Source organism: Clostridium paridis, from assembly GCF_016765615.1.
Classification (GTDB): Bacteria; Bacillota; Clostridia; order Clostridiales; family Clostridiaceae; genus Clostridium_T; species Clostridium_T paridis.
Map to the genome: position 1 here is coordinate 268,207 of NZ_JAESWA010000017.1, position 21,391 is coordinate 289,597.

Below are 21,391 nucleotides of genomic sequence, written 5' to 3' on the forward strand. Positions count from 1 at the left end.
TTAGTTGAAAAAAACTTAACTTTGCAAATGCAAAGTTAAGTACTACTTTTTCGTTCAATTTGTCTAGATATATTTAACAATATACCTAGTGCAGTCATATTTATAATTAATGACGATCCCCCATAACTAATCAAAGGAAGTGGCACTCCTGTAACAGGCATAGAACCAGTTACAACTGCGATATTAATTAATGCCTGTACTGCTATAATTCCAGTTATACCAGTTGCTAATAACGTACCATAAGTATCCTTAGCCCTCATAGCTATGGAAATTCCTCTCCAGACTAAAACCACAAATAATAATATTATAAAAAGACATCCTATAAGACCTAACTCTTCACCAATAATAGAGAAAATAAAATCATTATGTGGCTCTGGCATATAAAGAGTTTTTTGCCTTGATTGCCCAAGACCTAAACCTGTAACTCCTCCTGCTCCCAATGCTAAAAATGATTGTATTAACTGATATCCATTATTTGCTGGGTCTTTCCAAGGATCTAAGAAGTTTAAAAGTCTTTCTCTTCTATAAGATTCTGAAAAAATAAAAAATACTCCACCAGCAAAAAGCACCGGTATTATTGTTGCAAAATCTCTAGGTCTTGCTCCTCCAACGAAAAGCACAATAAGTGTTACTATCATAATAACTGAAGCAATAGATAAGTTTTTTTCTAAAAGTACAGATCCTGCAAAAAATCCTGAGAAAATAATATATGGCAATATTCCTGTTTTGAAATTTTTAATACCTTCACCCTTTTTATCGATACTCAGTGCTAAAAATGCTACTACAGCATATTTTGCTATCTCCGAAGGTTGAAGTGAAAACCCAGGTAGAGGTATCCACCTTTGAGCACCATTAGTTCCTTCAAAAAGAAATACTACGTATAGTAAAGGAATTGTGATTATTATTAATGGTACCGTTAATTTTCTGAGTTTGTGATAATCAAATGACATCATAAAAAGCATGGCTATAATTCCAACTATTGCTGAAAACCCTTGTTTCTTTAAAAAGTACATATTGTCATTAAAATTATACATCGCATAAAAAGATGATGCCGAGTATACCATTACTACTCCAATGGCTAGCAAGAAGAATATTACATAAAATAAAATATAATCAATTTGCCCCATCTTAATTGCTGCTTTTTTAAATTTTTTCATTCTCTACCCTCCATGAATTACTAAAGAGAAAGGAATCCAATAAAACATAAAATTAAAGTTATAACTGAAAATACTGTAACAATTTTAGTCTCTTTCCAACCTAACTGTTCAAAATGATGGTGTATTGGAGCCATCTTAAATACTCTTTTGCCAGTAAGTTTAAATGAAGTAACTTGAATCACAACTGATAATGCTTCAAGTACATATATACCGCCAATAATCACTATCAAAAGTTCTACCTTTAGAAGTAATCCAACTGTCGCTACAGCTCCACCTAGAGCTAAAGAACCAGTATCACCCATAAAAACTCTAGCAGGAAATGCATTAAATCTTAAGAACCCTAAAAGTGCTCCAGCCAAAATCACACAAAAAATCGATAAACTATAGTGACCTAAATTAAAACTTAATATGGCTAAGAAGGTCATAACTAACACTGTTATAGAAGTGGCCAATCCATCTAATCCATCAGTTAAGTTTACCGCATTAGTTTCTGAAGCAAAATAGAAGATTATAAATGGTATGTAAAAAATCCCAATATCAATTTGTGCATTTACAAAAGGTATATTTATTTTAGTACCAACATTTACATATCCATAATACGCTAGTAAAAATGAAACTAATAATAATAATATCATTTTTTGATATGCTCTAAGTCCTAGATTTTTCTTCCTGATAATTTTTAATATATCATCTAAAAAACCTATAAATCCAAAGGCTACAAATGCAATTAATGCTATAATAGCTTCATCCTTAATGTTACTTATCATAATAAATGTAGCAATTATGGTTGAAAAAATAAATATTAAGCCTCCTATGGTTGGTGTACCAGCCTTTTTGAGGTGAGTTCTCGGCCCATCTTCTCTAATGTTTTGTCCAAATTTTAACTTATATAATAATTTAATTATTGGTCCCCCAATTATAGTTGCTATTGCAAAACCCAAGATTATTGCCATTATAATATCTGGATTAAGCATACTTTTCATATTTTCCATATCTTTTCCCCTTTTTAACGAACTTTAGTTATTAATGGAATGTACAATTCCTTCAAATTTCATCCCTCTTGATGCTTTAATTAAAATACAGTCCTCCGAATCAATAAATTCATTTAAAAATTTTATTAATTTCTCTTTTGATTCAAAACTTCTAATTGAATCTCCAAAACCTTCTTTATAAGCAATCGAATATTCACCAGTAACTAAAAGTTCATCAATTCCAATTTCTTTAGCATATTTACCTACTTCTTTATGTGCTTCGAAAGACATCTGCCCTAATTCAAGCATTGTTCCTAAAACTGCAATCTTTCTTTTGCTATTTGTATTTTTCTGAACATTTAATGCTGCCTTCATAGACTGTGGAGACGCATTATAACAATCATTTATAATTGTTATATCATTTTTCCTAATAAACTCTAATCTCATAGAAGTTCTTTCTAGATTATTAAGCCCTTTCTTCATTTCTTCAAATGTAAGCCCTAGCTCTAATGAGCATGCAATGCCTAATAGTCCATTTAAGACACTATGTTCTCCAGGCGCTTCAATTTTAAATTTACAGTTATCATCATTATACCTTATGGAAAATTCAACACATTCCTCCATCAGATGGATTCCTTCAGCCTTTAAGTCTGATGATTCGTTAACACCGCACCTAATTATCCTAAAATTTCTGTCCTTTACAGTATTTAAATACTTGTCTTCAGAATTTAATATTAATACACTATTCTCATTAAAATAATCGGTGATTTCCATCTTAGCCTTTAATATTCCGTCTTGAGTACCTAAGTTTTCTATGTGAGAAATTCCTATATTAGTTATTACAGAGATATCAGGCCTTGCGGCTTTAGCTAATCTATGAATTTCACCAAAGTCACTCATACCCATTTCTAGTACCGCTACGTCATATGAATTATCTAGCTCAAAAATCATTAATGGAACTCCAATTTCATTATTAAAGTTACCTTTGGTTTTAAAAACCTTAAATTTCTCAGATAATATTGCAGCTATTATATCTTTTGTAGAAGTTTTTCCTGTTGAACCAGTTACTCCAATTACCTTTATAGATAACTTACTTTTATAATACTCAGCAAAATCTAATAATGCAGTTCTAGAATTGTCAACCTTTATGATACTGCAGTCTATATTTTCATCAAATGTTACATCTTCATCTACTACACATAATTTTGCACCATTTGTAATAGCAGTTCCAATATATTCATTACCGTTAAAATTCTCGCCCTTTAATGCGAAAAATATACTGTTTTTTTCAATTTTTCTACTATCAGTAGTAATTTTATCAAAAATTTTAAGAGTACCTTTTTTTAATACCTTTGCATTAACAGCAGTTATTATCTCATCTAATCTTATTTTTTCCATTATAATCACCTATCTTCGTTCCAATATTTCTTTTACCACTTTTCTCTCATCAAAGTCAATTACTTTGTCTTTAAGAATTTGGTAAGTTTCATGTCCCTTTCCAGCAATTATAAGTACATCACCATCTTTACAAATAGAGATGCCTTTCTCTATTGCATTATACCTATTTTCAATAATTTCATAGTTAGTTAACTTTAACTCTCTAACGATATCATTAATTATTTCAATAGGCTCTTCACTTCTTGGATTATCTGAAGTTACTATAACATAGTCGCATAACCTTGTAGCTATTTCGCCCATTTCTCCACGTTTTTGTTTATCTCTATCTCCTCCACATCCAAAGATGCAGATTAGTCTATTCTTAGTAAATTTTCTAGCTGTAGACAATATATTTTCTAATCCATCTGGTGTATGAGCATAATCATTTATTATTTCAAAGTTTTTATTAAATTCATAGCCAATTCTTTCACAACGACCTGCTACTACTGTATTCTTCAATGCATTTATTATACTATCCCAACTTATGCCTAAAATTCTAGTTGCTCCAATTGCTCCTAAGGCATTATGAACATTATAATCTCCTGGAATTTGAAGTGATATTTTATGCTTATCATTTTTATTTATAACATTGAAGCTTGAAAGTACACCATTAATCGTAATATTCTCTCCCTCAAAATCTGCTTCTTTGCTTATGGAAAAACTTAAGGTTCTATCCTTTTCTCCTTTAATTAAAAGTTCTTCCACAATTCGTTCTCCGTATTTATCATCTATATTGATAACCTTATAGTATGAGTTTTCAAAAAGCTTATATTTTGCTTTATAATAATTTTCAAAGGTCCCGTGAAAATCCAAGTGATCTCTTGTCAAATTGGTAAATATACCAACATTAAACTTAATACCATACACCCTATCTAATTCTAAAGAATGTGATGATACTTCCATAACGCAACATTCTACATCCTCATCTACCATTTGCCTAAATAATTGATGTAATTCATAGGATTCAGGAGTTGTACGTTCAGTCTTTATTTCTTTATTTCCAATATAATTTGCGATGGTTCCTATTAATCCAGTTTTTATACCTTCATTTTCTAATATTGATTTAATCATAAAAGCTGTAGTTGTTTTTCCATTTGTCCCAGTAACTCCAATTAATTTCATCTTTTCTACTGGGTTTCCGAAATAATTAGCACTAATTATCGCTAATGCTTTTCTACTATCTTTTACTACAACTTCAGTATAATCATAATTTATATTTAATTCTTTTTCCGTAATAATAACAGAAGCTCCTCTTTCAATTGCATCAGTTGCAAAGTTATGTCCATCTACTTTTGTACCTTTTATACAAACAAATATATCTCCCTCTGTAACCTTTCTATTGTCGTACTTCACATCATTTATTTGGATATTCAATTCTCCTTTTGTAACACAATAATCAATATTACATAGTAGTTTTTCAAGTAACATAAATACACTCCCTAAATATTATGCTAAAAACATAATCTTAATAACTTATTTTTTTACAAAAGATGAGCATGTGGAAAACCACATGCTAAAATCCTCCATCTCCAGTTTCATTTGATAATCTTAATTGTACTGTAGTACCTTTTTTAATAATTTCACCAGCTTCTACGCTTTGATAATCTATTAGTCCAACTCCCTCATATTTTGGAGTTATTCCGAGTGAACTCAATAGTTCTGTAGCCGCTGCTTGGCTATATCCAGTTACATCTGGCATTATTATATCCTTATTATAGTTCGCATCAGAACCAGTGTAAAGATTTAATTTACTTCCCTCTTTAACTGAATATCCAGGCTTTGGAGATACATCAGTAACATATGTTCCATCACCATTAATTTGCAAATCTAGTTTAAGGTCTTTTAGTTTCTTTTTAGCATCGTCAACCTTAAGTCCTCTTATTTCTGGTACAACTACATCTTTTACTACACTAGTAGAACCAATTTTATCAAAATCACTTTCCATATAATTAAATATATCTGTAAATAACATATTAGCAATTGGCGTTGCTATAACACCTGCAAAATATTCACCAGCACTTGGTTCATCTATAGATATCATAACTGTAACCTTAGGATCATCTGCCGGAGCCATACCAACGAATGTTGAAATATACTTTCCATTCTCATATGTCCCATTTTCAGGATTAACCTTTTGCGCTGTTCCTGTTTTACCAGCTATATGATATCCTTCTATAAATGTTCTTTTTGCTGAACCCTCTGATACAACTTTTTCTAAATATCCTCTAAGTTCTTTTGTTTTCTCTGGTGTTGCCACTGTTTTCGTTGCAGGGGTAAACTTCTCATCAATTATTTCAACACCATTTGCATCCTTATGAGATATTTGCTTCATAAGGTGAGGTTGAATTAATGTCCCACCGTTTGCAACAGCATTAACAGAAGCCATAAATTGTATTGGGTTTACTGTATTTGTTTGTCCAAATGAAATTGTTGCTAAGTCTACATCTGAGATTTGATTTGTAGGTTTTATTATTCCTTTTGCTTCACCTGGCAAATCTATCCCTGAAACTTTACCTAACCCAAATTCTGCAATATGCTTATTTAGATTTTCTTTACCTATTTTTTGCCCTAATTGTATAAATCCTACGTTACATGAATTCTTTAATATATCTCCGAAAGTTTCAGTACCATGTCCACCAGCCTTCCAGCATTTTATGGTTCTTCCACCAACTACTGTAGAACCGCTACATGTATAGGTATCATTTACTCCTACCCCTTCTTCAAGAGCTGCTTCTGCAGTAATAATCTTGAAAATTGAACCTGGTTCAAATGAGTCAGATACACTTCTATTTCTCCACATTTTTTGAAGTTTATCTCCAGAAGTCTTTCCATCAAATTTCTCTGCACCCTCATACGGTTTATTAGGGTCAAAATCTGGCTTATTTGCCATAGCAAGTACTTCTCCATTTTTAGGATTAGTTATTATTACACTTACTGCCTTAGCTTTATTATCATTTAATGCTTGTTCTGCTGCTTTCTCGGCGAAATATTGCATTTTTTCATCTATAGTTAGTGTTACATCCTTACCGTCTACAGGTGGCGTAAACTTTGAAACTGTATATGGTAATTCTTCACTCTTCCTATCTAGTTCAGCTATTCTCATACCTGGTACTCCAGATAATTCTTTATTGTACTGTAGTTCTATTCCACCTAGTCCTTGACCATCTGTATTTGTAACTCCTATTGCTTGAGCTAAGAAGTTATTGTTTGGATAATATCTCTTTGTATCTGGTGAAACTAAAACACCATTTATTTTTAAATTCTTCACCTTATCTGCTGGTTCTTTTTCAATTCTTCTTACAAGTGTAGCAGATCCAGCTGCTGCTCCTGATGGTAACTTAGTTTCAAGTTTTTTAACTACATCTTGCTTGTCCATATTTAATGCTTCTGCTATTCTTTTAGCAATATCATCTGTAACTAATTCATTATTTTTCAAGTAAGTTCTAATTGCATTTAAATCAAAATCAACCCTATACACATTTGCAGAAACTGCTAGTTCTGAACCATTTCTATCTAATATTTTTCCTCTTTTTGCATCAATTTTTACTTCACTAGTCCATTGTTCGATAGCCTTTGCAGAATATTCTTTTCTTTTTACTATCATTATATAAGACAATCTTATTGACAATATAAAGAAAACTAAACTAAGCATAATAAAGACTATTCTCATTCTCTTCTTTATTGTGGCACTATCTCTGTACTTTTTTTTCACAGTTTAACCTCCGTGTAAATTGATTAAAAACTAAGATGCACCTACCAAAGTGCATCCATCATCTTTTCTAATAAAGTTGTATCTCCCACTTTTGTATTATCTACTTGTTGTAAGTTAAAATTATTTTGACTTAAATCAACTTTTATTATATCTCCTTTTTTAGGTATTGTCATACCCAAATTTTTTTCAGCCTTTTCTTTAACATTTCCAAGAGAAGATGCCTTTAGTACATCTAAATTAAGTGCTTCATTATCTGCCTCTACTGCTTTAATATCAGAGTCTATAGAAGCCATAGATTTTTGAATTTTATAAACTTGTGAATCTCTAAATATCGTAACCATACCAAATATAAACACCAATAATATTATTTGAGTCATTCCTGCTCTTAACTTAGCTTTTTTATTGTTAATTATTACTTGTCTTTGCTTTCTAGCTCGTTTTAACTTTTCATATTCTTCTCTATCAGGCTCTCTTAACTTTCTTTGTGGATTTAAAGCATTATTCCCTTTTATATAATCATATTCTCTCATTTTCAATTTATTCACATCCCCATTTTATATAACTAAATTTTTTCAAAAATTCTTAATTTAGCACTTCTGCTTCTTGGATTTCTCTCAACCTCTTCTTCTGTTGGCTCAATTGCCTTTCTTGTAATCACCTTGCCTTTAGACTTTTTACCACATACACACATTGGAAACTCTTTAGGACAAGTACATGGATTAGCTAAATCTCTAAATTTATTCTTTACAATTCTATCTTCTAATGAATGGAATGTAATTATTGCTAATCTTCCACCTGAATTCAACTTTTCTACACTATCTTCTATAGCTTTTTCGAGTATTTCTAATTCACCATTAACTTCTATTCTTATAGCTTGAAATGTTCTCTTAGCTGGATGAGGGCCTTCTCTTCTTGCTTTAGCTGGAATTGCTCTTTTTATTATGTCAACTAACTCAAAAGTTGTTTCTATTGGCTTATCTTTTCTATTTTCTTCGATAAATCCAGCAATTCTTTTAGCGAATTTCTCCTCCCCATATTCTTTTATAATTCTATAAATCTCTTCTTGAGAGTAATTGTTTACTACTTCATACGCACTCAAAGAATTATCTCTATTCATTCTCATATCCAGTGGAGCATCTTTCATATAACTAAACCCTCTATCTCCATTGTCTAACTGATATGAAGAAACTCCCAAGTCCATAAGTATTCCATCTACTTTTGGAATATGTAATTCTTCTAGAATCTCATATATGTTATAAAAATTATTATGAACATATCTTACATTATCGAAAATTTTAAGTCTTGCTTTAGCAGCATTTAGAGCATCTGTATCTTGATCTATGCCAATTAATTCTCCATTTCTACCAAGTCTAGTTACTATATGAAAAGAATGACCCGCACCACCCATTGTGCAATCTACATATTTACCATTATCCTTAATTTTTAATGCATCTATACATTCGTTTAATAAAACTGATAAGTGTTTAAACTCCATACTATCACTCCCTATATTCCTAAATCGCTCATTTTTTCAGCTATACTATCATAATCAATATTAGCGTCATTATATTCTGTCCATTTCTCTTTGCTCCATATTTCAATTCTTGTTAGAACACCTATGCTAACTATTTCTTTTTCAATATTTGCATACTCAATAAGATTTTGAGGTATCAAACCTCTACCTTGTTTATCTAACTCTACTTCGCAAGCACCAGCAAAAAAGAATCTTACAAAAGCTCTGGCATCTTTATTAGTAAGTGGTAAGGATTTAAGCTTTTCTTCCAAAATTTTCCATTCGCTCATAGGATATGCATATAGGCATCCATCAAGTCCCTTAGTTAGAATGAACTTATTTCCTAGTTCTTCTCTTAACTTAGAGGGTATGATCATTCTGTTTTTAGAATCAAGACCATGTTGGTATTCACCTATAAACATCTTTCACCTCTCCACAAAACTATTCCTCTTAACTATTATACACCACTTTACACCACTTTTAACCACTTTATATATATATATTCTATAATAAAAATTAAAACCCTTCAAGATTTTAGAAGGATTTTTAACTATTTTTTAAGATTAGTCAAAGTTTTCATTAAATGCCCATGATATTTTTCAAAAAATTTTATATTAAACTAAAACAAAAAAAGAAGTGATTCATTACTTTGAATCACTTCTTTACAAAAGATATATAATGTTTTAAGTTCAACTATTAATAAGTTTGCTATAAAAAACCCTAAATAGGGTTTTAAGCTCAACTAATAATTCATTCATGCCTGAAAATGTCCAGAAACCAACATTTTCAAACAAGAATAAATTAAGTTTCCTATAGAAAACCCTATTTTATTTACACATTAAATCTAAAGTTAACTACATCTCCATCTTTCATTATATATTCTTTTCCTTCAAGTCTATATAATCCTTTTTCTTTAGCAGCAGCTTCTGAACCTAATTGTACCAAATCATCATATGAAACTATTTCTGCTCTTATAAATCCTCTTTCAATATCTGAATGTATTTTTCCTGCTGCTTGAGGAGCCTTAGTTCCTTTAATTATTGTCCATGCTCTTACTTCTTGAACTCCTGCAGTTAAATAACTAATTAGTCCAAGTAACTTATAACTAGCTTGAATTAATTTATCCAATCCAGATTCATCTAAGCCATATTCATTAAGCATTTCATTTTTCTCTTCATCTTCTAATCCAGAAAGTTCTTCTTCAAGTTTAGCACAAACAATGATTACTTCTGCATTTTCTACAGTTGCATATTCCTTAACTTTTTTCACATATTCATTCTCAAGATTACCACTCATTACTTCTTCTTCAGATACATTACATACATATAAAACTGGCTTAGAAGTAATTAAGAATAAACTTCTGATAAATTCTTGCTCTTCTTCACTTGCTTCAAGAGTTCTTACTGGCTTATTATTCTCCATATGTTCTTTAATTCTTTCCATTAAAGAATATTCTTCCTTTGCCTTCTTATCACCAGATCTTGAAAGTTTTACAGTCTTCTCCATTCTTCTTTCTAAAACTTCCAAATCTGAAAATATTAATTCTAAATTTATAGTTTCTGCATCTCTAATTGGATCTACATTTCCTTCTACATGAACTACATTTCCATCATTAAAGCATCTAACTACATGGCATATAGCTTCAACTTCTCTAATATGTGATAAGAATTTATTTCCTAAACCTTCACCTTTTGATGCACCTTTTACTAGTCCAGCGATATCATAAAATTCTACTGATGTATATACCTTTTTCTTACTATTATATATTCTTTCCAATTCATCAAGTCTTTTATCTGGAACTGCTACAACTCCAACATTTGGTTCTATTGTACAAAATGGATAATTTGCTGATTCAGCTCCAGCTTTTGTTATAGCATTAAAAAGAGTACTCTTTCCTACATTTGGTAACCCAACTATTCCTAACTTCATTCTATGTACATTCCTTTCTTTCCTTTACTCATCTTTAAAATTATACTTTATATATTTCTTTATTTCAACATTATACCCAATGTTGGAATAAACTACTTTACTATTTTTTTTAAAACTACAGAACATAAAACTGAGGTGATTTTATGAAAAAGTTTATAAAAATTTTTTTAATCTTTTTTCTATCTTTAGTTTCTTTTGTAACATACATACCAACATTAGCTTCATCCACAAAAGAATTAGATTGGTATTATGCTTCAAATGGTAAGGGAAACATTCCATCTCATCCTAAAGAGTGCAAGGATTTTATAGCTAAATACCCAGCCTACTTTTTAGGTAATACCAATGAGAAAGTTATTTATCTTACTTTTGATCAAGGATATGAAAATGGATATACTCCAATAATTCTTGATATTCTAAAAGAGGAAAATGTACCAGCTGCATTCTTCGTAGTTAAACCTTATTTGAAGGATTGCCCAAATCTAATAAAACGAATGGTTGATGAAGGTCATTTGGTATGTAATCATAGTGCAAGACATCCTTCAATGGCAAAGATACATGATGATACTAAGTTTAAAAAAGAATTTGAAGATGTAGAAGTACTATATAAAGAAATCACAGGTAACGATATGCCTAAATTATTTAGACCACCTATGGGCAAATACTCTGAAGAAGTACTTGATAAAACAACCAAGCTAGGTTATAAAACTATCTTTTGGAGCTTTGCTTATAAAGATTGGATAGTAGATGAACAGCCAAATGAAGATTTCGCTTTTAAAAAAATAACAGAAAACTTCCATCCTGGCGAAATTATGTTATTGCACTCAGTTTCAAAAACAAATGCTAAAATATTAAAATCTGTTATACAAGATGCGAAAGCTAAAGGCTATACCTTCAAATCATTAAATGAAATTCAATAAAAAAAAGGCTTAAAGCCTTTTTTTATTTTCCATCAATAATATTATTAATAGTTCTTATTAGTTTATCTTTTTTATAAGCCGATTCAACCTGAATGTAATTAATTTCTCTAGAAATCGAATTCTTATACTCACCTTCTGGAATATTAGCTAAGTTAATTTTAACATTTAAACTAGCACTTTCAATCGCTGCGTTTATTAGTATTGCTGCTACTCCTGCATCGGATATAGCCCCTTTATTTCCATACTTTGTAGCAATTTCAATCTCATTAAATAAGCTAATTGCTGTTCTTGCAAAATTTAATGGAGATTCAAGTGCTCCTCTTGTATTCTCTAATATTTTTTCTTCTCTATTGGTTATTTCTTCTTCATTTCCTTTAGGCAATCTATATGCGCTCATTAAAAGCTCAAAAGCTCTTTTATCTTCTTCCATAAAATCATAAAACTTACTTAGATATCCTTTAGTTCTATCTACAGAATTATATACCTCATTTTTGCAATCTTCTTCAAGCTCATCAAACTTTTTCTTACCAGTTGTTAAGCTATAAACCATGCAGTTTAACCCTGCTGATAATACTCCTACTAATGCTGCAACACTTCCACCACCAGGTGTAGGATTACTAGATGCTAATTCATCCGTAAATTCTCTTAAACTATAGTTTTCAAACATTATTTACACCCCAAATCTGATTATTGTATTATTTATTCTTTTCCACTAACTTTAACAGGTAGCCTAAGTAAACCCAGAATAATATTGAGATAAAGCTAATTATATATATTAAGTCACTTTCAAAAAAATTAACACATATAACGCCTACACATATTGAAAAAAGTATCGTTGATTTTAATTTCTTTGAACCGCGTAGCTTATCTATTTTTAATATAACATGAATAAATGTCATAAAGATAAAACACATAAATATTATAAGCATTGGTACTCCATATACAGTTGCAATCTGTATGTAGATATTGTGAAGACCCCCTGCCTCAATTCCTGGTAAATGATAAATTCCACGAGAAGTTAATTTAGGAATTAAATCTGTTAACGTAGGAATCATTGCTGTATTACCGACTCCAGTTAATGGATGCAATTTAATTGACTCCCACGCAGTAATCCATAATTGATCTCTACCACTTAATACTTGATCCAAGAAATTATCTACTTTTATAGTAGCCCCAATAACAGCTAAAACTGCTAATAATATCATTCCTATTCTTAAAACTATATTTTTAGCATAAATAAATATTAGTATAAATACAAGCATCATTATCATTAAAAAGCCGCTTCGTCCACTAGAAAGATATAATGCAATTCCATTAGGGATTATTGTCAACAGTACTACTATTTTTGATATAAACTTTTTATAGTCAATTATCAAATATACTCCAATTACTATAGCTAATGCCGCAGCTATACCTAGAGCATTTTCATTAAAGAATAATCCAACATTACCTTCTCCACCACCAATAGGGTTAATGCCATAATTATGACCTTTTATTGTGAAGTTAAGTTTTGCTAAAAATAAAATTGCAGAACCTATACATAAAATGGAAGCAACAACATAATAAATTGTTGAAATTACATTGATTTCTTTTAATAACTCTTTATCAGTTTTTTTCTTATCAACTGATAACATTGCAAAGAATATTATTAAATTTACAGCAAATATTTTTATATTTTCACCTGTTCTATATTTAAACACAACTAATAAAAAAGAACACAATATAAAAATATATAGAGGTATCTTATAATATTCAACACCCTCATTTATTAATGTGATTGCACTTAATACAACTAAAATTATTCCCCATACAATGAGTGCTTTATTCAATAAACTTAGCCCAGGTACTTCTGAAACTATAGAAACAAAAGATATACTCATTAGTAGATAAAGGATTTTGAAGTAAAATTTGTTGTTTATAAAATTGATTCCTTTAATTAATGTATCCATTATATTAACTCCTTATAAACTCTTATGATTTGGTCTATTATAACATATTTTGAATATCTCTCAATGCACTCATTACGTATTTTCATTGCATCATACTCATGAATATTATTTCTCATTTTTTGTAATGCCTCAATTAAATATTTCTCTTCATTCTCTATCAGAAGTCCGTTTGTACTAGTAACTATATCTTCTGAACCTCCATTTTTTGTAGCTATAATAGGCTTTCCATTAGCAGTTGCTTCAATATATACTACTCCGAAAGTTTCATATTCTGATGCTAAAACAAAGGCATCACATTTAGCCATCTCATTTGCAACTTGATTTCTATCTAGTGTTCCTAAAAAAGAAATTTTATCTTCTGAACCTAAGCTCAAAACAAGTTCTTCTAAACTTTTTCTTATTGATCCGTCCCCACCTATAACTAGTTTGCATTTATTATCTGTAAAGGCATTAGAAAAAGCTTTTATTAATAGCTCCATTCCTTTTCCCTCTTCTAAGTAAGCTAAGGAAAAAAATCTAAATTCATCTGAATGCTCAGTATTTTCAATTTTAAACAAATCTAAATTTACTAGATTATGAATTACACTAACTGGATTTTGGGTATACTTTGATAATTCCTTTTTTAAGCCATTTCCAACCGCAATCAGTTTATCACACTCATTATAGGCCTTAAAAATATGCTTTTTATAACTGGCTTTTACATATTTACTATGTTCTAATGATGTATGCTCAGTAATTACTAAGGGGATATTATATTTTTTAGAAATATAATTTGCTGCTATCCCGCCCCAAAAACATGAGTGAGCATGAATTATATCTACTTTCCCCTGCTCCTTTAGTATTCTATTAAAAAGCTTATCCATTCTTCTATTAAATGATTTAAACATAATTGGATTCTTGGGGAAATAGTTATAATCTTTATATCTATAAGTTGTTAGTCCAAATTCTTCTTTTAACGTTATTCCTCTTTTTTCATTAATTTTACCTATCATAGTAATAGGCCAAATTTCATTGTATGCAACTGTTACTTTGACACCCGACTCTTTTAGTGCTTTGAATTGTTCAATAAAAAAAGTTCCATGGACTTTCTTTCTCTCTGATGAGTACCATGATGGTATTACTAAAACATGCATATATTAATCTTCTCCTAGAATTTTATTTAATCTTTTTGCAACTGTCTCCCATTCATAGTTCATATCTTCTAGAGGATATTCTCCTTCATCAATTTTTCTAGATAACTTCACAATTGCTTCTTTTATCATTTCCTTCTCATTTTTAACACCTAGACACTTATAATGGTTTTCTACCAATGGAATTATAGGGTCTTTATCGTCTCCGTATATATTTAGAACCCATGCATCCGTACCGAAATAATCGTATATCTTGCCTGGAATTTGCTTAGAATTCTTATTCCCAAATAACAACAGAACATCACTGTTAAGCATATATTTAAGAGCTTCATTATAAGGTATTCTCCCAGATACTTTTACGATTTCTTCTGAAGTCAATTCATCTTTCACATTATCGTCATCAATATTACCAAAAAATAAAATATTTAGCCTATTATATACATTACTATTTTCATTTTTAAGTTCTTTTATTGCCTTAATAAACGGATTAACATCCCTTAACTTAGTAAAGATTTCACCTGCATATACTATATTTATTTTATTTTTATTAATTAATCTTGGTATTTCCTGATTTCTAAGTTTATCGTAGATTTCTTTATCATATCCTCTGTTAAGTACATGACACTTATCAGGATTTAAGTTATAAGTATTAATATAATCTTGCATATTTTCCTTAGTTACAAAAATAAGCCTATCTGTATTATTAACCACTTTTTTCTCTAAATATTTTTCAAAATACTTTCTAATAAAATTTGCTTTCTCCCTAGTAGAGTCTTTTACCCAAGGATCACTCCAATATGTAATCCATGGAATGTTTGAAACTTCTTTTTTAATTAAATAAGCACACAAATGGGATGAAGGTGGCTCATGCATAGAAAAAATTACATCAAAACTATTTTCTTTAAGAAGTTTCTTTCCATACCTTGACGCTTTCAAGGCCCAAATACCATACATATCAGGCACTGCCACTAAGTTTTTAATTTTTCTTAAAAATAATCTTCTGCTAGTTTTACTATTAGTATTTGATGCTGTGCTACTAGATTTCTTAGGCATTATTTTGTCAAAAATTTTTCCTCCATCTATTGCATGAATACTAATACTACTATCCATCATTGAAAGAAGATATTCATCATAATATATTGAATTTTTAGGAAAATTCACGGTTAATAAGTGAATTTCATTGCCTTCAATCTTATTTAACTTATTTAAATATTGTAGTGTCTCTATAGATGCTGAATTATTAATAAGTGGAGAATAGCATGCAATAAATAATATCTTCATTATTTCCTCCTAATCTTCTTCAAAAACAATAAACTAATTTCATTAATTTCATTTATTCTTAATATCATACAGAATATATAATATATTAACATTCCAATTAATGTTATAGGAATTATGGTCTTAATATTTAAAACAATATTAAATGTGCTATTGATAAACACTAAAATAACTCCCATTATAATAGATGCAAAAAGAATCTTAAATAATTTTATTATAAGTTCTAACATATTAAAATTACTTACTACTCTATTTATATTTGATAGCAATAATACTGAAGTAATTATAAGTGCACTAGACGTTGCAATTGAAATTCCTATAATTCCAAATATCTTAGAAAGTATAATATTAAATAAAATATTAGCTATTACACCTATTACTCCATTAATAGTGGTATCTTTAGTTCTTCCCATTGAAAACAATGTGGAATTTAAAATGTCTCTAATTCCATAAAATGCAAGTCCTATTAAATATCCTAAAAAAGCTAATCTTGTTAAACTTACAGAATGTAACGTAAATTCATTTCTCATATATATCATCTTTATAATATCTTGATTATATATAATTGCTGCCGTAGCAATTGGAATCAATAATAGCATTGTATATATAATGGTTTTTTTAACATATTGTATGAATCCCTCTTTATCTTCAGAATTTTTACTATTTGCCATTAGAGGAAATGTTACTGTAAGAATAGAGGATGTAATTATTGTGTTAAGGAAAACTATTAATTTCTGTGAATAGTTAAGTGCTGCTACACTTCCTTCTTCTAAATATCCTGCAATTTTAATATCAACCATCATATTTATTGAATTTGCACCTGCACCTATTATAACTGGCGCTATAAGTAATAGAACCTTCCTGATTCTTTCATCTTTAAATTTAAAATCTGGTTTATAAATATATCCATGTTTTATTAGAGATGGAATTTGTACTAGTACTCTTGCAATATTTCCTATAACATTTGCTATAGTTAACCCAACGATGCTGTATCCATTAAAAAACACTAAATATATAATCATAGGAGCATTGAAAAATAACCCTAGAATCGATGGAACTATGAAATCTTCATTTACTTGAAGTATAGAACTAAAACAAGCATTTACAGCTAAAAATAGTAGATTTAGCATTGTAATTCTTGTAAGAAAAATAGTTAGTTCTAATTTTTCACCACTATATCCTGATGCAAAAAAAGGAACAATTTGCCTTGCAAAAATAAAGGATATAAGAAATACTCCAATTGAAATAACTACTAGTAAAGTTATCACCTTATTAGCAAACTCATGCATTTTATTTTTGCCATTTTTAATTAATTGTTCACTTAGAACAGGTAAAAAAGATGTTGAAATAGCAAGTCCTATTATCATAAATAAGCTTTCTGGAATAGTTACTGCAACTGAATATGCATCAGCATATAAACCGGTGCCGAAGCTACTAGCGATTAACATATCCCTTATAAAGCCTATTCCCCTACTTAGTATAGAAACTGCCATAATGATAAAGGTAGACTTCAGTATTTTTCTGCTATTCATTAATTCACCCTACCTTTGCTCATTAGAACCATCCAAAGGAATTTAGGTATTGATCCAAGTCTTTTTATTCTCCAAGGCTCTTTAGATACTCTATAAAGCCATTCTAGTCCAAGATTAATCATCCATCTTGGTGCTCTTTTTACATTTCCAGCTATAACATCAAAACTACCGCCTACTCCCATATAAACCTTACAAGGTAGCTCATTCATATATCTAGCTATAAACTCTTCTTGTCTTGGACACCCCATTGCAACAAAAATAGCATAAGGGTTACCCTTTTTAATATCTGAAATTATATTTTCGCAATTATATATATCAAAATATCCATTATGTCTACCAGTTATTTTTATACCAGGATAGTTTAACTGTAGTTTGTTACAACACTCACTCAATACTTCTTCTTTAGCACCTAGTAAATAAATTCCTTTTCCCTCTTCATTACATCTACCAATTATTTCATGCATTACTTCTATTCCTGCTATTTTTTCTTCTACAGGATCCTTAACCAATTTAGATGCAATTACTGTTCCAACTCCATCTGGAATTATCAAGGTTGTCTCTTCATGAAAATTTTTATAAAGAAACTCATTTTTTAGTCCGTTAAATAGAATTTCCGGATTACCTGAAATTATGTTAACCTTTGGATAACTATCAATATGCTCTAAAATCTGACTCTTCTTTTTCTTATATATTTTAAATCCTAATATTTCTACAAACATATTATTTCTCCTAATTTTCATTCTCTTTACATAATACCATAAAGGATTTTATCTGTGAAATTCTATTTATCCTTTTACTTACAATTGATATAAATTTGTAAACTCTTAGTAATAATTTAATTAGGCAAGGGTTTAAGTTCAACTAATAATTTATTCATGCCTGAATATGTCCAGAAGCCGACATTTTAAAACGAGTATAAATTAAGTTTCCTATAAAAAACCCTATAAGCTATTAATATAATCTCTCAGTTGCTTAACTATCTCATCATCTTTATTTATCTTTTCTGCTATTTCCAAATGTAGCTTTGCTTGTTTTAAATCACCTGAATTAATATACGACATTATTAAATTCGTACAAATCTCCACATCTCTTGTTGCTTCAAAGGCTTTCCTGAAATATTTAATTGCATTATCATAATCTCCAATTGAAGCTAAGTTAATACCCATTTCATTTACAGTTTCAACAATTGCACTATCTAAGGCTAAACTTTCATTTAGATAATATATTGCTTTTTCAAAATTATTAACTTTTCTATAACATAAGGCAATATAATAAAATAAAGTTGCATCATCGCCAAACCTATCAATTAGAGGTATAAGTTTTTTAACTGCTTCTTCTGGTTTATTTTCTATTAACCCTTTTCCTTCTTCAAAATTAATAATATCTTCAATGTTTTGATATATTTCAATTATTACATCATTTTTTTCTCCGCCTAACTTAAAATACTCCTTAAATGCTTTGTAAGCTTCATTATATTTTGAGTCATCTCTAAATATTAAAGCATCATATAAATATGGCATTGGATTAGTGTTATTTATATCTCTATATCTATCTATATCTTCCTTAAACACTGTTACAAATTCTTTATCAGTTTCCCTAATTGATTCTCCAAGTGATAATAGTTTTGTGAATACCTCATCTGAATTATCAACTTGAGATAACCCTCTTAACATTATATATGCATCATCTAATTTATTTTCTTTAACTTTTTCTGCAACTCTACTTTTAATGAATTTAATTGAATCTTTAATATTTAATAGTAGAACTTTATAATCATCATTATATTTCAGATTTTTGTCGGAACCTAATGCCAAACTCATTCCTTCAACAAATTCATATATAGGTAAATTTTTTATTTTATTCTCACGTTCTATATTTTGGGCCAAATAATCTGGACTTATAGGTAAATATAATTCCTCACTTTTTAATTTCACATTAGGTATTTTTAAGGCATTTAAAAATCCATTTTTATTAATCTCTAAAAAAAGTAATTTTGATAGTTTTTCCTTAAAATAAATATTATAATTCAAATTCAATTCTCCTTTTCATATAAAATTAAAGCTATCATCTTTGGATGATAGCTTTAAATACAGATTAGTTTAAATTATCTTCAATAAGCTTTGTTAGAGAAGCTTTAAATTCATTAATCTTATTCTCTGAATCCTTTATAGAACTACCTTTTACTGCAACATATAATTTCATTTTAGGTTCTGTTCCTGAAGGTCTTACAACAAACCATGATTCATCCTCGAATATAAATTTTAATACATTTGATTTAGGTAAATCAATAGTATTCTGAATTTTATTAACTAAATCTTTTTGAATACTTAATTTATAATCTTCTTTCAAGCTTAATTTAACTCCATTAAGCTCTTCAAAATCTGTTTCCCTTAATCTTTCAATACATTTAGCTATCTTTTCTTGCCCTTCTTTTCCTGTAAGTTCAAATGAAACTAGAGTTTCTAAGAAATATCCATACTCCTCATATAATGCTATTAACGCATCATATAAACTCATTCCTTTTTCTTTGTAATATAATGTCATTTCAGCTATAAGCATTGCTGCTACAACTGCATCCTTATCTCTTGCATGATTTCCAGCTAAATATCCATAACTTTCTTCAAACCCAAATAAATATTTTTTACTATTATCCTTTTCAAATTCAGTCATCTTTTCCCCGATGTATTTGAATCCAGTTAGTACATTAATTAATTCTATATCAAAACTTTTGGTTATGTTTTTAGCTGATTCAGTTGTTACTATTGTTTTTACTATTACTCCATTATCAGGAAGTTCATTTCTTTCCTTTAATGAACTTAGTATATACTGTGTTAATAGCATTCCAGTTTGATTTCCTGTTAAAACTTTATATTCTCCTAAGCTATTTTTAACAACTACACCTATTCTATCGCAATCTGGATCAGTTCCGAATATTATATCTGGCTCTGATGTTTTTGCCATTTCTAATGCCATCTTAAATACTTTCGGATCTTCTGGATTTGGGTATGGTGCAGTTGGGAAGTTTCCATCTGGCAATTCTTGTTCTTTAACAACACTAACATTTTCATACCCTAATTCTCTTAACACTCTTCTTACAGGAATATTTCCTGAACCATGAATTGGTGTATAGATTATTTTTAAATCTTTAGCTTTTTCTTTCACTAATTCTTTTCTTATTGTAGATTCTTTTACTGCATCAATATATGCCTTAATAACATCTTCACCGATATAATTAAGATACCCTTTTTCTAATGCTTCCTTCTCATCCATAGTCTTTATTCTATCAAATGACTCTATCTCATTAACAAACTTTAATATATTTGCAGCGTCATTATCCGTAACTTGTCCTCCATCAGGTCCATATACCTTATACCCATTATATTGCTTTGGATTGTGGGATGCAGTAATAACAATTCCGCCTATACATTCTAAGTGTCTAACTGCAAAAGATAATACTGGAGTTGGCTCTAAAGATTCAAATAAAAATACTTTTATCCCATTTCCACATAAAGTTAATGCTGTAGCCTTTGCAAATTCCTTGGACATATTTCTTGAATCATATGCTATTGCTACTGATGTATTTCTATCTTTATATTCATTATTTATATATTCAGCAAAACCTTGTGTTGCCTTACCTATGGTATATATATTCATTCTATTGCTTCCAAATCCTATTATACCTCTAAGACCACCAGTTCCGAATTCTAATTCCTTATAGAAGCGATCTTCAATTTCTTTATCATCACTTATCTCTTTAAGTTCATTTTTAACTTCTTCCTCAATAATACTAGAGTCTAACCATTCCCTATACCTTACTTTATAATCCATAAATATACCTCCAATCATCTATTATAATTATATACATT

Annotated in this window: 18 protein-coding genes; 1 reads left to right on the forward strand and 17 read right to left on the reverse strand. The window is 29.5% G+C overall.

The window, feature by feature from the left end; genetic code table 11:
* Positions 1-35 precede the first annotated feature (35 nt).
* From spoVE to ychF, 9 genes are all read right to left on the reverse strand, one after another.
* The gene (spoVE, locus tag JK634_RS04490) at positions 36-1,157 is read right to left on the reverse strand and encodes a stage V sporulation protein E (RefSeq protein ID WP_202766425.1); all 1,122 of its coding nucleotides are present in this window, start codon (positions 1,155-1,157) and stop codon (positions 36-38) included.
* A gap of 20 nt (positions 1,158-1,177) precedes the next feature.
* Positions 1,178-2,149, reverse strand: a complete 972-nt coding sequence (gene mraY, locus JK634_RS04495) for a phospho-N-acetylmuramoyl-pentapeptide-transferase (protein ID WP_202766426.1) — start codon at positions 2,147-2,149, stop codon at positions 1,178-1,180.
* 24 nt (positions 2,150-2,173) lie between these two features.
* Positions 2,174-3,526, reverse strand: coding sequence for a UDP-N-acetylmuramoyl-tripeptide--D-alanyl-D-alanine ligase (locus JK634_RS04500; RefSeq protein WP_202766427.1), 1,353 nt, complete (start codon positions 3,524-3,526; stop codon positions 2,174-2,176).
* Between the two features lie 9 nt (positions 3,527-3,535).
* The gene (locus JK634_RS04505; protein WP_202766428.1) at positions 3,536-4,993 is read right to left on the reverse strand and encodes a UDP-N-acetylmuramoyl-L-alanyl-D-glutamate--2,6-diaminopimelate ligase; all 1,458 of its coding nucleotides are present in this window, start codon (positions 4,991-4,993) and stop codon (positions 3,536-3,538) included.
* Positions 4,994-5,078: 85 nt separating this feature from the next.
* Positions 5,079-7,235 carry a stage V sporulation protein D gene (locus JK634_RS04510; protein WP_202766608.1) on the reverse strand — a complete coding sequence of 719 codons (2,157 nt, stop codon included), beginning with the start codon at positions 7,233-7,235 and terminating at the stop codon, positions 5,079-5,081.
* Between the two features lie 83 nt (positions 7,236-7,318).
* On the reverse strand, positions 7,319-7,813 hold the full coding sequence (locus JK634_RS04515; RefSeq protein WP_202766429.1) for a cell division protein FtsL: 495 nt from the start codon (positions 7,811-7,813) through the stop codon (positions 7,319-7,321).
* A gap of 26 nt (positions 7,814-7,839) precedes the next feature.
* A complete protein-coding gene (gene rsmH, locus JK634_RS04520) occupies positions 7,840-8,772 on the reverse strand; it encodes a 16S rRNA (cytosine(1402)-N(4))-methyltransferase RsmH (protein ID WP_202766430.1) in 933 nt (310 codons plus the stop codon).
* Positions 8,773-8,783: 11 nt separating this feature from the next.
* Positions 8,784-9,212, reverse strand: coding sequence for a division/cell wall cluster transcriptional repressor MraZ (mraZ, locus tag JK634_RS04525; protein WP_202766431.1), 429 nt, complete (start codon positions 9,210-9,212; stop codon positions 8,784-8,786).
* Between the two features lie 409 nt (positions 9,213-9,621).
* The gene (ychF, locus tag JK634_RS04530) at positions 9,622-10,719 is read right to left on the reverse strand and encodes a redox-regulated ATPase YchF (RefSeq protein ID WP_202766432.1); all 1,098 of its coding nucleotides are present in this window, start codon (positions 10,717-10,719) and stop codon (positions 9,622-9,624) included.
* A 143-nt stretch (positions 10,720-10,862) separates the two neighbouring features.
* Between ychF and pdaA the strand changes: the two genes are divergently transcribed.
* Positions 10,863-11,636, forward strand: coding sequence for a delta-lactam-biosynthetic de-N-acetylase (gene pdaA / locus JK634_RS04535; RefSeq protein WP_202766433.1), 774 nt, complete (start codon positions 10,863-10,865; stop codon positions 11,634-11,636).
* Between the two features lie 22 nt (positions 11,637-11,658).
* On the opposite strand, the gene JK634_RS04540 is transcribed toward pdaA, so the two are convergent.
* The 8 genes from JK634_RS04540 to JK634_RS04575 form a co-directional block, all read right to left on the reverse strand.
* Positions 11,659-12,303 carry a cyclodeaminase/cyclohydrolase family protein gene (locus JK634_RS04540; protein WP_202766434.1) on the reverse strand — a complete coding sequence of 215 codons (645 nt, stop codon included), beginning with the start codon at positions 12,301-12,303 and terminating at the stop codon, positions 11,659-11,661.
* A 28-nt stretch (positions 12,304-12,331) separates the two neighbouring features.
* Positions 12,332-13,585 carry an O-antigen ligase family protein gene (locus JK634_RS04545; RefSeq protein ID WP_202766435.1) on the reverse strand — a complete coding sequence of 418 codons (1,254 nt, stop codon included), beginning with the start codon at positions 13,583-13,585 and terminating at the stop codon, positions 12,332-12,334.
* Positions 13,585-14,718, reverse strand: a complete 1,134-nt coding sequence (locus JK634_RS04550) for a glycosyltransferase (RefSeq protein WP_202766436.1) — start codon at positions 14,716-14,718, stop codon at positions 13,585-13,587. Before JK634_RS04550 ends, JK634_RS04545 begins: the two co-directional genes overlap by 1 nt.
* A gap of 3 nt (positions 14,719-14,721) precedes the next feature.
* Positions 14,722-15,996: a glycosyltransferase gene (locus JK634_RS04555; protein WP_202766437.1), complete on the reverse strand. Its 1,275-nt coding sequence runs from the start codon at positions 15,994-15,996 to the stop codon at positions 14,722-14,724.
* The gene (murJ, locus tag JK634_RS04560; RefSeq protein ID WP_202766438.1) at positions 15,996-17,525 is read right to left on the reverse strand and encodes a murein biosynthesis integral membrane protein MurJ; all 1,530 of its coding nucleotides are present in this window, start codon (positions 17,523-17,525) and stop codon (positions 15,996-15,998) included. Before murJ ends, JK634_RS04555 begins: the two co-directional genes overlap by 1 nt.
* Positions 17,525-18,244 (reverse strand): WecB/TagA/CpsF family glycosyltransferase, encoded by a 720-nt coding sequence (locus JK634_RS04565; protein WP_202766439.1) that lies wholly within the window; start codon positions 18,242-18,244, stop codon positions 17,525-17,527. The genes murJ and JK634_RS04565 overlap by 1 nt, the downstream gene beginning before the upstream one ends.
* A gap of 222 nt (positions 18,245-18,466) precedes the next feature.
* Positions 18,467-19,555, reverse strand: a complete 1,089-nt coding sequence (locus tag JK634_RS04570) for a tetratricopeptide repeat protein (protein WP_202766440.1) — start codon at positions 19,553-19,555, stop codon at positions 18,467-18,469.
* A 64-nt stretch (positions 19,556-19,619) separates the two neighbouring features.
* Positions 19,620-21,353 carry a phospho-sugar mutase gene (locus JK634_RS04575; protein WP_202766441.1) on the reverse strand — a complete coding sequence of 578 codons (1,734 nt, stop codon included), beginning with the start codon at positions 21,351-21,353 and terminating at the stop codon, positions 19,620-19,622.
* Positions 21,354-21,391 lie beyond the last annotated feature (38 nt).